Below are 16,617 nucleotides of genomic sequence, written 5' to 3' on the forward strand. Positions count from 1 at the left end.
CCCTTTAATTCCCCCTCTCCCGATTTTCGGGAGAGGGGGACAGGGGGTGAGGGTTAATGTAAGATTTACCATGAATTTAAATAAATATACATTTAATTTCGCTTTTGAGACACCCCCGGGCTGGGGGATGAGTTTTAAAAGCAGCACAAAATTTTTCAAACGCTTTTCGGTTAGATCTTTCAATGGAAGTATTCTAAAAGGCCGCCTGAATCCCAACGGATGGAACATTCCCGAGAGCTATTTTGTGCTGTTTGTGGTTAATTGCAGCACATTCTTGCTTGCGCCCTGGTCGTCTTTGAAAAACATAACATCTTAAAAATAAAAAAAATAGCCGAACACCATTCTGTTTTTTTTACTTTTTCTGAAAAAAAAAGGCCGTATTTTTGTTGCATTTTGCCAAACGGGCATTTATATTATCGATAACTGTTATCGTTAACATCAGGAGAAGAGATGTTATATCGAATGCTTCTTTTTGTCCTTTCCATCCTTTTTTTCTACAACTGCCACCATTTTCAGGCACAGCCCGCTCATCGCCTGACTCTAAAAAATTGGCAACTTAAAGCGGCCGATTCCGTGCAGGCTTCCGGCCAGCGCATGACGCAAGCCGATTTCAATCCGCAAAACTGGTTACCCGTCCGCGTGCCAACCACGGTGATGGGCGCGCTGCTGAAGGCCGGTCGCTACCAAGACATCTTTGTGGGCATGAATCTAAAAAAGGTTCCAACCAAACCCTTTCAAAATGGCTGGTGGTATCGGTGTTCCTTCGATTTACCGGATCTAAAACGTCTGCCTAAAAATGTTTTACGTTTTAACGGATTGAACTACCGGGCTGATGTATTTTTGAACGGCCGTCAAATTGCCAGCAAAGATTCCATTTTCGGCGCTTTCCGTGTCTTTGAAATGGACATCTCTTCTCTGGTCAAAGAAAAAAACAATGTGCTGGCGGTTTGCGTCTATCCTCCGCAGGCAGGCGATTTTACGATTGGCTTTGTGGACTGGAATCCGGCGCCGCCCGATCGAAACATGGGACTATGGCGACCGGTGGAAATTCGGCGCGCCAGAAACGTTCTATTAAAAAATCCTTTTGTCAAAACCGCCTTTGATTCGTCCTTGCAAACGGCCCGCCTGACGGTGCAGGTTACGGCCTGCAATTTGAGCGATCAGCCTGTCAGCGGTGTTCTGGAAGGAACCATTGAAAGTCATTCGTTTAAAAAAGCCTTTCATTTAAAGGCCGGAGAAAGCGCAACCATTACCGTCGATGCTGAGGAGTTTCCGCAGCTTGTTTTTAAACGTCCCCGCTTATGGTGGCCCGTACATTGGGGGAAAGCCAATCTTTACGATTTAGAGCTATTGGCCAAAATAGAAGGGCAGGTATCCGACGCATTGCAAATTCGTTTTGGGATGCGCAAAATTGAAAGTTACTTTACCGACGAAGGACACCGCGCTTTTAAGATCAATGGCCGTAAAATATTGATTCAGGGCGCAGGCTGGACCGATGACCTGTTTTTAGCCCAATCTGCGCAAAATGTACGCAGTCAATTGCGCTATGTGAAAGAAATGGGGCTCAATACGATTCGTCTGGAAGGCTTCTGGGGCAACGATCAAACGTTGTATGATGTATGCGACAGTCTGGGTATTTTAATCATGGCCGGCTTTAGCTGTCAATGGGAGTGGGAAGATTACCTGGGCAAGGCCTGCGACCAATTTGGCGGCGCCCGCAGCGCGCAGGACATGGATTTGCTGTCTGCTTACTGGCGAGATCAAATAACGCTTCTGCGCAATCATCCGTCGATCTTTGTGTGGATGGCGGCCAGCGACATGTTGCCTCGTCCAGCGCTGGAAAAACGCTATTTGCGCATTCTTGAGCAAATCGACGGTACGCGCCCCTACCTGGCGTCAGCCGCCGCACGCGTGAGCCAGGTCAGCGGCCCGACCGGCGTAAAGATGAACGGTCCGTACGATTATGTTCCCCCACGTTACTGGTTCGAGGACAGAAAATATGGCGGCGCGTTCGGCTTTAATACCGAAACCGGGCCCGGCCCACAGCCTCCGCCTTTAAGCAGTCTGCAAAAAATGATTCCCGCCCAGCATCTCTGGCCCATTGATTCGGTTTGGAACTACCATTGCGGTAGGAATGAATTCAATTCTCTCAAACGGTATCAACAGGCTTTAAACAGGCGCTACGGTCAACCTGACCATGTGAACGATTTTGTGCGCATCGCCCAGGCCATGAATTACGAGGCCATGCGCGCCATGTTCGAAGCCTTTGCCGTTAATAAATTTCAGGCCACCGGCATTATCCAGTGGATGTTGAATTCCGCCTGGCCGGAGCTGTACTGGCAGTTGTACGACTACTACCTGATGCCCAACGGTGCGTTTTACGGCGCAAAAAAAGCCTGTGATTCGTTGCAGTTAATGTACGATTATTCTAACCGGACGGTTTTTTTAAACAACAATACACTCAAGGCGTTTTCCGGACTCGTTGCACATATTAAACTTTTCGATTTGCAGTCGAAGCTGGTAGACGAACGGCAAATCCAGACCGCCATTGCCCCCAACGCCGTCAAAGCGGTGACGCGCATTCCGGAATATGAGGCGCCTACCCCTGTTTATTTTCTTGATCTGCGCTTATTCGATGCGCGAGGCCGGCGCTTAGCTGCCAATTTTTACTGGCTTTCGCGCAAACAGGATGTCCTGGATTACTCAAACTCCACCTGGTTTGTAACGCCCATTAAACAATTTGCGGATTTTACCGCTCTCAACGCTTTGCCTGCGGCCACGGTTAAAGTCAAAACCATCCCTGCTGGCGATACCGGCAAGCTGACCGTTCGCCTGCAGAATACTTCGGAACATCTGGCGTTCATGCTTTATCTGGAATTGCAAACGGACAGGGGACAGACCATTACGCCGGTTTTCTGGAGCGACAATTACCTCAGTCTTTTGCCGGGAGAACAACGCGAGCTTACCGTCCGTTTCGCTGGTAAAGAAAAAGCGGTGGTTAAGGTAAACGGCTGGAATACGGACCTCCGCTATGAAAATTAACCGGAGATCGGGTAATCGTAAAAAAGCGTGTAACTAAAAAACGGAGAGATTTTTGTGAAACGGAATTACTTCATTGTCTTGCTCATTTTTCTGGTCTTTTTTGTGATTTCCTTTTTGACCAATATTCTGGGGCCGCTCATTCCGGACATCATTAACAGCTTTCATCTGAGTTTGACCATGGCCGGTTTTCTGCCTTTCGCCTTTTTTATCGCTTACGGCGTTATGTCCATTCCCGCTGGCATGCTGGTGGAACTGTACGGTGAAAAGCCGGTGATGGTGGGCGCGTTTTTACTGGCTTTTGTAGCGGCGTTATTGTTTGCCCTTATTCCCGTATATTCGATGGCTATCTTTTCATTATTTTTTATTGGCGTGGGCATGGCCTTGCTGCAGGTAGCCATTAATCCCTTATTGCGCGTTGCGGGTGGCGAAGAACATTTTGCCTTCAATTCCGTGTTGGCCCAGTTGGTTTTCGGTTCCGCTTCCTTCCTCAGTCCCTATCTCTACTCTTATCTGGTGCGCAATCTGCAAGATGATGCCCTCCACACGAGCTGGCATCTAAAAATATTGGGACGATTAACACCGCCTGAATTACCGTGGGTATCGCTGTACTGGGTTTTTGCGCTGGTTGCGCTGATCATGGTGCTGGTTTTATATGCGGCCCGTTTACCGCGCGTGGAACTTAAAGAAGACGAAAAAGCAGGCGCCTGGCAGACGCACAAAACCTTATTCAAAAATAAAACGGTCATTTTGTTTTTCCTCGGCATTTTTGCTTACGTGGGAACAGAACAGGGTGTGGCCAACTGGATTTCCAAATTCTTGCAAACCTATCACGGCTTTAATCCGCAAACCGTTGGCGCGCACACGGTTTCGCTGTTCTGGGGCCTGCTCACAGCGGGTTGTGTATTGGGCCTGTTATTGCTCAAATTGTTCGATAGTCGGCATATTTTAATTGCCTTTACCGGCGCGGCAATGATTGCTTTGACCTTTGCCCTGTTTGGCCCGGCCAGCGTCGCTTTGTTTGCTTTCCCGGCCGTGGGCTTCTTTGCTTCTGTAATGTGGTCGATTATTTTTTCGCTTGCCCTCAATTCCCTTGAAAAACATCATGGCTCATTTTCAGGCATTTTATGTACGGGGATTATCGGCGGAGCCATTGTGCCCCTGATCATTGGTTGGCTGGGCGATCACTTTGGGTTGCGTACGGGAATGCTCTTTTTATATTTGACCCTGGGGTATATTTTCAGCATCGGCTTCTGGGCCAATCCCTTAATTACCAACAAAACCATCGGCAAAAAATCGGAACCGCAAATGGTTGGATGACTTCGGAGGAGGAGGATGCGTTTTTATTTAGAAATGGTAAATCAGCAAGTGGACACGTTCATCAGGAGGTAACAAACAGACATGCAACATCATACGGTTATTGGTGTGGATTTAGGCGGCACAAATGTCAGAGCGGCGCGCATTACCGGTGAAAAAATCGAAGACTCTTTTGCCATGGAAATTTCTGCCCGGGCTGAGAGTGAAGTTGTTTTACAACAGGTGATCGATTGCATTGCCAAAGTTAAGAATCATGATGTGGAAGCCATTGGCGTTGGCGTTCCCGGACTGGTGGAGATGGAAAGCGGAATGGTTTATGATGTAGTAAATATTCCTTCCTGGAAAAAAATAAACCTGGGCCAGATTTTACAAAATGAATTTAACGTTCCGGTTGCCATTAACAACGATGCCAATTGTTTTGTTCTGGGCGAGGCCTATTTTGGCCTGGCAAAAGGATACGACCATGTGGTGGGAATGACGCTGGGCACCGGACTGGGAAGCGGTCTTGTTTTAAACGGAAAACTCTATTCCGGAGCCAACAGCGGAGCCGGAGAATTTGGCATGTTGCCTTACAAGGATTTTTACTACGAATACTATTGTAGCGGTCAGTTTTTTCAAACATTTTACCAGACCACCGGACAGCAGGCTTACCAGAAGGCAGTACAGGGCGACCAGACAGCGCTTAAGATGTTTGAAGAATTTGGACATCATTTAGGCAACGCTCTTTTAGCCGTGTTTTATGCGCTGGATCCGCAAATAATCGTGCTCGGCGGCGCGGTTAGCAAGGCATTTCTCTTTTTTGAAAAAGCAATGCGCCAGAGCCTGAAAAAAGCGGTTTTTAAAAAATCGGTTAACAATTTACGAATCGAGGTTTCGCGTCAGCCCCATATTGCCCTTTTAGGCGCTGCCGCTCTGGCCATGGATTTTGATCGCTTTGTGGCAAAGGCCGTAATTGATGAAAATGGGCAGGATATCAATTTGTTGGAGGAGCATGGGTAAAGTAAAACAGAGAGCGCTGTTTTTTTTATTGATTATCACCATTGTTTCGTCTGCGCAATCGACGGTTTTTGTAAACCAGGTGGGCTATTTGCCAGATCATTTAAAAATGGCCTATACCGATCATGCCGCCGAAAGTTTTTCGCTGATTGACTTAACCAATAACCGTGCGGTTTTTTCCGGGGAGGTTGTTTTATTAAAAGAAAATGATCCCTCCAGCGGTCTTGATGTTTACTTGCTCGATTTTTCCGGCTTTCAATCGACCGGGCGTTTTAAAATTCGGCTGAACGACGGGGAAGAATCGGTTCCGTTTGAAATTTCCGATAGCGTTTTCTCCAGAGTGGCAGACAGGGCGTTAAAGGGATTGTACTATCAACGGTGTGGCATGACTCTGGAAGAAGCCTTTGCCGGCGTTTTTAATCACGGGACCTGTCATTCGGCTGATGCCATTGGACATTCAACCTGCGAGCATTCCGGCTACCTGAACGTACGCGGCGGCTGGCACGATGCCGGCGATTACGGAAAATACGTGGCGCCGGCGGCCCATGCGCTTTCGTACCTGTTAATGCTTGCCGAATATTTTCCTTCTTTTCTGATCAGCGATCGGTTGGATATTCCTGAAAGTGGAAACGGCATTCCGGATATGCTCGATGAAGCGCGTTACGAACTGCAATGGCTTTTAACCATGCAGGATGCGAACTCGGGCGGCGTGTTCTTTAAAGTGACCACTAAAAATTTTGTCGGTTACGTCATGCCCCACAAAAGTTTTGACGCTCGTTATCTCTATCAAATTTCCAGTACGGCCACGGCCGATTTTGCCGCCATCATGGCGCGGGCCTATCGCGTTTACAAAGATTACGATTCTACCTTTGCCAGCCAATGCCTGAGCGCCGCCCAACACGCCTGGAGCTATCTGGAGGCGCATCCTGCGATTGTTCCGGACGGCGGTTTCCAAAATCCGGCCGATACTAAAACCGGCGAATACGGCGATGCAGACGATGGCGACGAACGGCTGTGGGCGGCGGCCGAATTGTTTGAAGCGACGGCCGCGACGGAATTCAACGATTATTTTTTGAACCACTATCAGGACGAAGAGATCATTCAAGGACCAGCAGGCTGGCAATATGTCAAACCGCTGGCCCTGATTACTTATCTCAAAAGCGCTCAACCAACAGCAGATGAAAACGCCAGAAATATCATCCAAAATGCGCTGGATGATTATTGCCGCAATCAGGTGGCCATTGCCGATGAAGACGGTTTTCATGTGGCTCTGGAGGGTTGGGAATACTACTGGGGTTCCAATTCGGTGGCGTTGAACAAAGCGCTTATTTTGATCTTCATGTTCGAGGAGACGGGAAAAAAAGAATATTTTGCCACGGCCCTGCACCAGTTGAATTACATCCTTGGTTGCAACGCCCACAATATGACCTTTGTGACCGGCCTTGGAACAAATGCGCCGCGCCACATTCATCACAGCCCTTCTATTGCCGATGGCGTGCAAGAACCCGTGCCGGGCTTGATGGCCGGCGGCCCCAATAAATATCTGAACGATCTCGTATTGCAATTGCATTTTAACGCCAACACGCCGCCTGCTTTGTGTTATGTGGATGATCAGGAAAGTTACGCCTCGAATGAAGTAGCTGTCTATTGGAACGCGCCGTTGATCTTTGTCGGCGCTTATTTCAATCAGGGCCGGGGGCCGGTTAGCCTGGACAGCCAACCCGGTAGTAGAGACCTTTCATTGTTTTTAGCGCAAAATTTCCCCAATCCCTTTAACAACCAGACCGCCATTGTTTTTAAGCTGGAAGAGAGGAGCCCTGTTACGCTGGAAGTGTTCGACATGCGGGGGGAAAAAGTGCGCGCCTTGCTTTCCGATGTGCGAGGGCCGGGATATTACCGAATCATCTGGGACGGTAAAAACGGAGCCGGGCAGGTTGTTGCCAGCGGTCTGTATCTCTACCGCTTAAAAACCGATCGTCGAGTGATCGTAAAAAAGATCGTTTTTATCAGGTAAAAAGTGATGTCTGTAAAAAAACTAAATATAATCATTTTGCTGATCATGCTCTGCGCGGCACTCACTTCAGCAAGCTCTTTTAAACTGGGCGGATATTACCGCTCCTGGGCGCAGTACGATTATCCGCCCTCCCGAATTCCGTTCGATCGTTTGACCCATATTTTTCACGCCTTTGCCTGGCCAGAAAGCGACGGGCGATTGGCATACGACGCCGCTTTTTTAAATCCCGAATTGCTGCAAAAAGCGCATCAAGTCAACGTTAAAGTGTTGCTGGCTCTGGGCGGCGCCGTTAATTCCGGCGGCTTTGCGGCCATGGCGGCAAACGACAACGCACGAGCGCGTTTCATCGAAAATGTGGCGCAGTTTTTACAAACCCATCACTATGACGGCGTGGATATCGACTGGGAGTTTCCCCAATCCGCAACCGATCGCCTTAATCTGGTAAAACTGGTAAATGAATTGCGTCAAAAGCTGGACACGCTTTCCGGCGACTTGCTCATTACCATGGCCGTTCCCGTAAACGACTGGTACGGCCGCTGGTTTCAATTTGAAGTTTTAAAAAATATGGTGGACTGGTTCAACGCCATGACCTATGATTTCCATGGAAGCTGGACCGCTCATTCCGGCCACAATGCGCCGCTGTATTCGCCATCGCCTCAGGTGGATGCCTGCGGTTCGGTGGATGACGGCATCCGTTATTTGCTGAATGAACGCGGCCTTCCGCCCGAAAAAATTTTACTGGGTCTGGCGTTTTACGGTAGAGAGTTTAATAGCCATGGTTTGTACCAGTCCGCAACCGGCGGCGATGTCACCTACGGTTACGCCGATATTGTCGCCTTGATAGGGCAGGGGTGGAACTACCGGTGGGACGATGTTTCGAAAGTACCTTACTTAATCAATTCTGCCAGCGCTAAACTGATTACTTATGACGATACGCTATCTATTGCGCTCAAATGTAGATATGCCCTGGACAACCACCTGGCCGGCTGCATGACCTGGGCATTGGGGCATGATCAATTGGGCGATCGGCAACCGTTGCTGCAAAAAGCTTCGGAAATTCTACAGATTTGGACTGATCTTGAAGAATCGCCAGAAAACTTGTTGCCAGCGCAACTGGAATTGCACGTACAGCCCAATCCTTTACAAGCTCATGTTACTTTTAGATTGATTTTGAGAACAAAACAACGAATTAGCTTACGCCTGTGGGATTTAAATGGTCGGTTGGTGGCAACAATAATCCATAATAAAGAATTTAGCGAGGGAGAATATTCCCTGAGATGGCAGGCCGCGGGGCTGGCCGCCGGGGCGTACATCGTGGAATTGCAAAATAATTTTCAAACGATAAATCAGAAATTGGTGTTGCTAAAATGAAAAAACAACGAAAAATAACCATTGCGGATATTGCTCGTGAGGCAGGCGTTTCGGCCATGACCGTTTCGCGGTATTTGAATGGCAAAGGCCCGGTTGCCGCTTCAACGGCCGAGCGCATCAAAGCCATCATTGAACGGCTGCAATACAACCCCAACTGGCTGGCGCGTAGCCTGTCCAGTAAAAAAAGCATGATCATTGGCGTCACCATTCCGCGCATCGAGCATGCTTTACTGGATAATTACATCGCCCAGATTCTATCCGGCGTAACCGATGTAGCCTTACAAAACGATTATCGCATCATGCTGTTGCCGTTTAATCCCGAACACGGAACGGACAACGAATTTAGTAACTGGTACCATAGTAAAATGTTTGACGGACTGATTCTGTTAAAAACCATGCATCGTGATCCGCGTATTAAATCTCTGGCTGAACAAAAAATTCCTTTTGTGCTGGCCAACCACAAGTATTACGCGCCCGATGTCCACTTTATTGATGTTAACAACAAACTGGGCATCCGTCTGGCCGTCGAATATCTGGTGGAAAAAGGTCGTTCCCGAATCGCTTTTGTGGCCGGCGATCTGCGCGAAACCAACGCCCGCGATCGATGGAACGCATTTTGCAAAACCATGCAGGAGCAGAACTTAACCGTAAACAAAGAATGGGTCATGCACGGTCAGTTCAATCAGGAAATTGCCTACCGCGAATCGGAGAAGTTGTTTCGGGCCAAAACGATTCCCGATGCCGTCGTTTGTTCCGACGATTACATGGCCCTCGGTGTGATACGCAGGATAAAAGAAAGGGGCTTGCGCATTCCGGACGATGTGGCCGTCATTGGCTTTGACGACATCGAAATAGCGGCCTACATTCAGCCGGCTCTGACAACCGTGCGTCAGCCCATCGAAAAAATTGGTCGCCTGGCTGCGGAGTCGTTATTGAAATTGTTGAATGGTAAAGCAGACCAACCCATACGGCGTTTATTGAGCGTGCAATTAATCAAACGGGAATCGGCCTGATTTTTGCGGAAATAGACGCAGCCATAAAAAAGACGCTAACTTTTTATTAAAAGGGAGGAGGGGAGCGTTGAACAAATACCGGTTGATTTTAAAGATTTTACTGGTGTTTGTGATGGGCGGCGGCCCCGTTTTCGCGCAACGCCTTATTCATTTTGCCGGGGTGGATTGGTGGGTCAAAAACGGCGGCCCCTATGGTCCCGGCCCTAATTACTGGTCCGACAGCGCGCAAAATGTGTGGATCGATGCGCAGGGGAGATTGCACCTGGCCATTCGAAAAGTAAATGATATCTGGTATTGTTCCGAAGTGTACACCGTCAAGCCTACCACCTTCGGAGAACACCGTTTTCTGGTTGATGGTTACATTGATCGCATGGATAAGAATATCGTGCTGGGCCTGTTTGTTTACGCCGACGATCAGGCGGAGATCGATATTGAATATGCCAAATGGGGCTATCAGAACAAAACGGATGTGGGGAGCTACACCGTACAGCCCTATTCCACGCCCGGCAATCAATATAGTTTTGAAAGCCCCTTAGATAGTTCGAAAAACACGCATTTTTTTGACTGGCAGCCCGAATACGTTCTGTTTGGCAGCATGCGCGGCCATTACTACGGCGCGCCGCCCTCGTCTAACTATTACATCGCTCAGTGGGCTTACAATGGCGCGGACAATCCTTCCGCTTCCCGGCAGCTACACACACACATCAATTTCTGGCTTAATCAGGGACAGGCGCCGCAAGACCTTTCCATACTTGAGGTTATTATTACAGACGTTGTACAACCTTTAAATACCAGCGCCCTGAAAGGTGAAGAAAAATTACCTCTTGCCGTGGAACTCCGGCAAAACTTCCCAAATCCCTTTAATTCCTGGACTACCATTGAATATGCTATCATTCAAGCGACCAGAGTTACCCTGAGCGTGTTCAATATTAACGGAGAAAAAATAAAAGAACTGGTCAACAGGCGGCAAAAGCCGGGCGTTTACCAGCTGCGATTTGACGCACAGAATTTGCCATCGGGAATGTATTTTTATCAACTAAAAACAGAAATCTTTACCGAAAGACGTAAGATGTTAATCATTAAATAAAAAATTGTGTCTTTGAAAAAAGAAATAAGTGTAGCGATCACCAATGTTTAACTAACTTAAGGAGGCTTAAGCCATGATTACGTATTTACGTATCGTTTTTTTACTGATTGCTGTGCCACTAATGCTCAGCGCTCAGTATGTCATCAACAATTTCGACACATTGCCGGATTCCAACTATTTTAGTATTTACGGCAATGAAGGCGTGAACCACACCTATCTCCATCTCTCTCTGGAAACGACAAACGTTTACGAAGGGGCTGGCGCCCTGCGCGTGGATTGGCAGAACGAATGTTACGATATGTGGGGCGGCTGGATAGGCATGACGCACACCCATCCGGATTCGGGGCAGACGTACGATTTTTCGCCATATACGCATTTATCCATATGGTATTATAATGAAGTTCCTCAGTCCAAGTCTGGTGAAGTTGAGTTCAGAATTATTTTGAATGATGCCGGGCCAGGTACGGACGAAGCTTCCGGACAATACGAGATCTGGATTTCGCATCACTGGATTTTAGACAATGCTCCGGGATGGAATCAAATTGAGGTTAAGCTGGAAGATGTGGGAATGATGAGCGACCAGGGATTCTGGAATCCCGGTTGGGGGCAGGCAGCAGAAGGAAATGGCATTCTTGATCTGGATAAGATTAAAGGATGGACGCTGGAGTTTTCTCAGGGCAATGCGTTGTATCAGCAACCGGATGATACCGTTTCCGGTGTGATTATTCTGGATGATTTTAAAGCGACGGGAGTGGCGCCGATGAATCTGGTGTTTTTTAATGGCAAAGCCGTGCCCTCAAATGTGAACATGCACACCGGTTGGAGCGGTTCTGTAGAAGTGACCCAGGAAGACGACGCAGCCAATCAGGGAACGGGCTGCATTAAATGGAATGGGGGCGCTGCCTGGGACGGCGTTAATTTTGATCTGGCGCAGGCCAAAAATTTGATGAACAACTGGGCAACCGATTCGCTGCAATTGAAAATCAAAGCGCCAGCCGGAACCGGCGACCTGACGCTGGTCTTCTGGGATACCGATGAAGACACAGGCAAGGTTGACTACGCCTTTCAGGCCACCTTTTTACTTACGGAAAGCGAGATGGGTTATGACGGCACCTGGAAATCGGTCAAAGTGGCTTTGAGCGATTTTAATCGTTTCGCCGGCGTCTGGGATAACGACCTGGGGCAGATGGTTGACGGCGAATTCGATTCCACCAGAGTGGCCGGTTTTGGCATCTGGAGTAATGGTCAGGATTTAAGCGGAACGACGATTTACCTGGATGATATCTGGACGGGCAATCCGGAATTTGACTTTGTGCCGCCGGCGCAAGTCACGGGCGTTGCCGCGGCGACCGGCGACTATTACAATCTGGTTTACTGGACGGACGTGGAAGGCGAAAACGGCGAAGTTTACAATGTGTACGCCAGCGAAAAACCGATTACCGATCTCAGCGATCCTGCTGTGGAGGTGGTGGCCACGGGGATTGTCGAAGGCGAACAAAATGCCGTACATGAGTTGATCTTTCCCTTAAACGATCATCCGGTAACCTATTACTACGCTGTGGAATGCGTTGACGCTGCCGGTAATGTAGGGCCGGCCGGCATCAGCGACGCCGTGACCAATACGGCCAGAGGCGTGCCGACCATTGCGGATCATGCGCCTCCCAATTTTGCCGCCGACGGCGATTTCTCAGAATGGGAGAATGTTATGCCCTGGGTGTTAATGCCTTCACAAAATAATATTGCGGCCGGCGATTTTACCGGTGATGACGATTTAACCGCTACCGTATGGCTGGCCATGGACAACGATTATTTATACGTGGCTGCCGATGTGGCTGATGAAGTCTTTTCTTATGACGCCAATCTGGTTAATACCTGGTGGACTCAGGATGCCTTTGAATTGTTTATCGGATTATGGGATCAAAACGGAAAACCGGTTCATAATTCCACGCCAGAAAATAGCCGTGGCGAGGAGCCCGATTATAAACTGATCTTCTTGCAAGATCGTTACTACAATGAATACAAAAATACGTACCTGGGGCGGGGAAGCGATCCTGAACTGACCCCGAACGATGCTAACTACTATTTTGAAGAATTTGGCGGAAGAGACTGGGCGCTGGAAGCCAGAATTGCGCTGGATTCTATTGCTTTTGGAAATGACCAGCGTTTTTATCCGCAACGCGGCATGCGCATCATGTTCGATCTCGTGTTTCATGATAATGATGGCAGTGGCTGGGAAGGTAATTTAAGCTGGTCGCCCAATAATCGTGATTTGGCCTATTTAAATCAGCATGAATGGACGCACACCTGGATCGGCGACACCACGCACACGGCAACCGCCATCGAAAAGGACGGCGGCTCTGTGGCCAATTCCTTCAGCTTAAAACAAAATTATCCCAATCCGTTCAATCCGCTTACGACCATCGAATATTCCATTCCCAAAACGGCAGACGTACAGTTAACGGTTTACAACATTCTGGGACAAAAGGTTGCAGAGCTGGTTGATCAAAAACAAAACGCCGGTTTTTATCGCGTAACGTTAAACGGCCACAACCTGCCCTCGGGCGTCTATTTTTATGAATTGAAAGCCGGTTCGTTTGAACAGGTGCGTAAAATGCTTCTTGTAAAATAAATGACAGGAACTCAGGGGCTTTAACCGGCCCCTGAGTTCCTTTTAATAATGACAAACAGGAAAAAAATCCTTTAGATTGTAACAGCCCTAATCTCCTGTCGAAAGTGAAATCGTGTTGCCGTCAATTATTATTAGTATAATTGCTGATTATCAATTTAATAATTAAGCATTCTTTCAATCAAAAAGATGCCTGTCGTAACAGGGAAGAAGTGGCTGGCACACATTATGCAAATAGAGATTAATCTAAAAGAAAATGGCGGGATCACATGACAAAATTTATCGAAATGGCATTAAAAGCAGAGGTTGTAAAAAAAGACGATGGCAGAAATAATATAAATTCAGCTTTTTAAAAGAGGACAAGCATATGAACAGATTTCTACACTTAATCTCAGGACTTTTACTGCTGAGTGTTTCAATGATGTATGCCCAGACAACCGGTAAAATTGCCGGGTTCGTTTTTGACGAGAGAACGTCTGAGCCTTTGCCTGGCGCCAATATTTATCTGGATGGTACGAGCCTGGGCGCTGCTTCGGGACTGGACGGCAGTTTTTACATCATTAATGTTTCTCCCGGCAAATATAATGTGGTAGTGGAAATGGTTGGCTACGAAAAAAAGATCATTAAAGATGTGCGCGTTTCCGTCAACCGCACCACCAACTTAAAAATCACTTTAAAAGAAGCGATCCTCGAAGGCGAAGTGATTGTGGTTGAAGCCGATAAGATGAGCATTAAAAAAGATCAGACCAGCGCCGTGCGCACGGTATCTGCCGATCAGATGGAAGCTCTGCCGGTCGAAAATTTAAATGCGGTCGTCGGCCTTCAGGCCGGGGTTGTGCGCGGACACTTCCGCGGCGGGCGTAGCAATGAAGTCTCGTACATGATCGACGGATTGCAGGTGAACGACGCTTTTGGCGGTGAAGGGCGGCGCGTGGATGTGGAAACCGAGTCCGTGCAAGATGTGGAAATCATTACCGGCACCTTTAACGCCGAGTACGGGCGGGCCATGAGCGGCGTGGTTAATGCCATCATTAAAGACGGAACGGATGATTTCCATTTTTCTTACACCAACTACCTGGCTAACTATGTGACCAATCACGACGACATCTTTATCGGATTAAAAGAGAGCGAAATCACCAGGAACCAGGACTATAAACTACAGCTCAGCGGGCCCATTCTCAAAAGAAAGCTCCACTATTTTACGAACCTCCGTTACCAGGACAACAAAAACCACCTGAACGGCATTCGTCGTTTTCGCGTCAACGATTTCAGTGATTTTACATCCACCAATCCTGAGGAATGGTATTCCGAACACACGGGCGATAATGCTTACGTGCCCATGAACAGTTCAAAAACTCTCTCTTTGCTTGGTAAAATCTCTTACAAAATGACCGATCAAATCAAACTCTCTTTACTGTACACTGGCAACCGGGACGAGTGGAAAAGTTATGATCATGCCTTTAAATACAATCCAGACGGCCAGGCCAGTCACCATCGTCAATCGGATATGTTTGCGCTACTTCTGAATCAGGCTTTTTCCAATAGCGCCTTTTACGAATTAAAACTTTCGTCATTGGATAGTTATTACGGATTCTATTTGTTTAAAGATCCTACCGATTCCGGCTATGTGTACGACGCCTTTTTAGCCAACATCAATGAAACGGGTTTTTACACTGGCGGCCAGATGAAAGATCACACAGAAAACTGGCAAAAAGAGACAAATATAAAATTTGACTTTACCTGGCAAGCCACCTCTCACCATTCGTTAAAGACCGGCTTTTTGTACACGCTGTACGATCTTAAAAATAAATGGACGCCTGTCCGACCCGACACCACTATGAGCGAAGAAGAGCTGGGACTTTTTTACTACGATGAAACCGGTCATCGCGTGTACTACAACTATAAACCGATCGTTTATCCGTCCAACTCCGTTTATTCCGATATCTACCATGTAAAACCGATCGCCTTTTCAGCCTACATTCAGGACAAGATGGAATACGAAGACATGGTCATTAACGCCGGCATTCGTTTCGATTATTTTGATCCAAATACCACCTATCCTTCCAACTGGCGTAATCCGGCCAATCAATTAAATTTTTATTTAAAAGATGAAGACGGCAATTTGATTCTGGATGAAAACGGCAATCCCCTCTTGAATCCCGAGCGCATGTCAACCTATCCAAAGGCAGATATCAAAACGCAAATCAGTCCGCGCCTGGGGCTGGCTTATCAGCTTGGCAAAAAGGCCGTTCTCCACTTTAGTTACGGACACTTTTTTCAGATGCCGCCCATGTACGCTTTGTATCAGAACAATTCGCATCAGATTCCACCCAGCGATTATTCTACAACCCTGGGCAATCCGCAATTAAAAGCCCAGAAAACCGTACAATATGAGGTGGGGTTGTGGCAAGAAGTGGTCGAAAACATGGGGCTGGAAGTTAACCTCTTTTATCGCGATATTTACGACCTGTTGAGCACCAAAATAGTTTCCACTTATAATCAAATCGAATATGGTTTGTACACCAACAAAGATTACGGCAATGCGCGCGGCATTGAATTAAAGTTTGATTTCTACCGCGGTCCGTTGCAGATTTTCGTCAATTACACGTTGCAATACACGCGCGGCAATGCGGATAATCCTGAACAAACCTTTACGCGGGCCGGCGCCAGTATGGATCCCATCCCCACGCTCATTCCCATGAGCTGGGATCAACGGCACACGTTCAATGCCACGGTGGGCTATCACAAGGGCAATGTGGGCGCCACCTTAACCGGCTATTACAATTCCGGCACGCCTTACACCTGGACGCCCATTGTACTTAATCCCGTCTCCCGCGTAAATCTGTTTCCCAACAACGATTACATGCCCAGTTCTTATTCGGTCGATTTCTTTTCTTATTACAAATTCAAACTATTCAAGTCGATTCAGGCTCAAATCGAACTTTCAATCTACAATCTGTTTGATCGTCTTAATCCGGTTTGGGTTTATGGCTCTACCGGACAGCCATACACAGCCGTTATTCAGGAATCCGATCTTTCTAATCATCGCAGCGATTTTAATGATTATGAAGATCGAATTAAAAATCCATCGGCTTACTCAGCGCCGCGTATGGTTAAATTAGGTATTGGTTTTACATTTTAAAAGAGGTGGATC

The 16,617-nt window shown here is 47.6% G+C and carries 9 protein-coding genes; all 9 read left to right on the plus strand.

The window, feature by feature from the left end; genetic code table 11:
- The first annotated feature begins 450 nt into the window (after positions 1-450).
- Entirely contained in the window at positions 451-3,042 is a 2,592-nt protein-coding gene (locus tag Cabys_RS09100) for a glycoside hydrolase family 2 (protein WP_006930040.1), read from the plus strand.
- Between the two features lie 54 nt (positions 3,043-3,096).
- The gene (locus Cabys_RS09105) at positions 3,097-4,359 is read left to right on the plus strand and encodes a sugar MFS transporter (RefSeq protein ID WP_006930041.1); all 1,263 of its coding nucleotides are present in this window, start codon (positions 3,097-3,099) and stop codon (positions 4,357-4,359) included.
- 81 nt (positions 4,360-4,440) lie between these two features.
- Positions 4,441-5,355, plus strand: a complete 915-nt coding sequence (locus tag Cabys_RS09110; protein ID WP_006930042.1) for an ROK family protein — start codon at positions 4,441-4,443, stop codon at positions 5,353-5,355.
- Entirely contained in the window at positions 5,348-7,366 is a 2,019-nt protein-coding gene (locus Cabys_RS09115) for a glycoside hydrolase family 9 protein (protein ID WP_006930043.1), read from the plus strand. Before Cabys_RS09110 ends, Cabys_RS09115 begins: the two co-directional genes overlap by 8 nt.
- Before the next feature lie 6 nt (positions 7,367-7,372).
- Positions 7,373-8,737, plus strand: a complete 1,365-nt coding sequence (locus Cabys_RS09120; protein ID WP_006930044.1) for a glycosyl hydrolase family 18 protein — start codon at positions 7,373-7,375, stop codon at positions 8,735-8,737.
- Positions 8,734-9,750, plus strand: a complete 1,017-nt coding sequence (locus Cabys_RS09125; RefSeq protein ID WP_006930045.1) for a LacI family DNA-binding transcriptional regulator — start codon at positions 8,734-8,736, stop codon at positions 9,748-9,750. The genes Cabys_RS09120 and Cabys_RS09125 overlap by 4 nt, the downstream gene beginning before the upstream one ends.
- 67 nt (positions 9,751-9,817) lie before the next feature.
- Positions 9,818-10,837, plus strand: coding sequence for a T9SS type A sorting domain-containing protein (locus tag Cabys_RS09130; protein ID WP_006930046.1), 1,020 nt, complete (start codon positions 9,818-9,820; stop codon positions 10,835-10,837).
- Between the two features lie 73 nt (positions 10,838-10,910).
- Positions 10,911-13,466, plus strand: a complete 2,556-nt coding sequence (locus Cabys_RS09135; RefSeq protein WP_006930047.1) for a T9SS type A sorting domain-containing protein — start codon at positions 10,911-10,913, stop codon at positions 13,464-13,466.
- Positions 13,467-13,830: 364 nt separating this feature from the next.
- Positions 13,831-16,605 carry a TonB-dependent receptor gene (locus Cabys_RS09140; protein ID WP_006930048.1) on the plus strand — a complete coding sequence of 925 codons (2,775 nt, stop codon included), beginning with the start codon at positions 13,831-13,833 and terminating at the stop codon, positions 16,603-16,605.
- The last annotated feature ends 12 nt before the right edge of the window (positions 16,606-16,617 follow it).

The sequence above is a fragment of the Caldithrix abyssi DSM 13497 genome (genome assembly GCF_001886815.1).
Classification (GTDB): domain Bacteria; phylum Calditrichota; class Calditrichia; order Calditrichales; family Calditrichaceae; genus Caldithrix; species Caldithrix abyssi.

What these genes read in the sequence shown, in the direction of transcription:
- Cabys_RS09120 (WP_006930044.1), top strand. Translation starts at nt 7,373, where the DNA reads ATGTCTGTAAAAAAACTAAATATAATCATTTTGCTGATCATGCTCTGC.
- Cabys_RS09135 (WP_006930047.1), top strand. Translation starts at nt 10,911, where the DNA reads ATGATTACGTATTTACGTATCGTTTTTTTACTGATTGCTGTGCCACTA.
- Cabys_RS09110 (WP_006930042.1), top strand. Translation starts at nt 4,441, where the DNA reads ATGCAACATCATACGGTTATTGGTGTGGATTTAGGCGGCACAAATGTC.
- Cabys_RS09140 (WP_006930048.1), top strand. Translation starts at nt 13,831, where the DNA reads ATGAACAGATTTCTACACTTAATCTCAGGACTTTTACTGCTGAGTGTT.
- Cabys_RS09100 (WP_006930040.1), top strand. Translation starts at nt 451, where the DNA reads ATGTTATATCGAATGCTTCTTTTTGTCCTTTCCATCCTTTTTTTCTAC.
- Cabys_RS09125 (WP_006930045.1), top strand. Translation starts at nt 8,734, where the DNA reads ATGAAAAAACAACGAAAAATAACCATTGCGGATATTGCTCGTGAGGCA.
- Cabys_RS09115 (WP_006930043.1), top strand. Translation starts at nt 5,348, where the DNA reads ATGGGTAAAGTAAAACAGAGAGCGCTGTTTTTTTTATTGATTATCACC.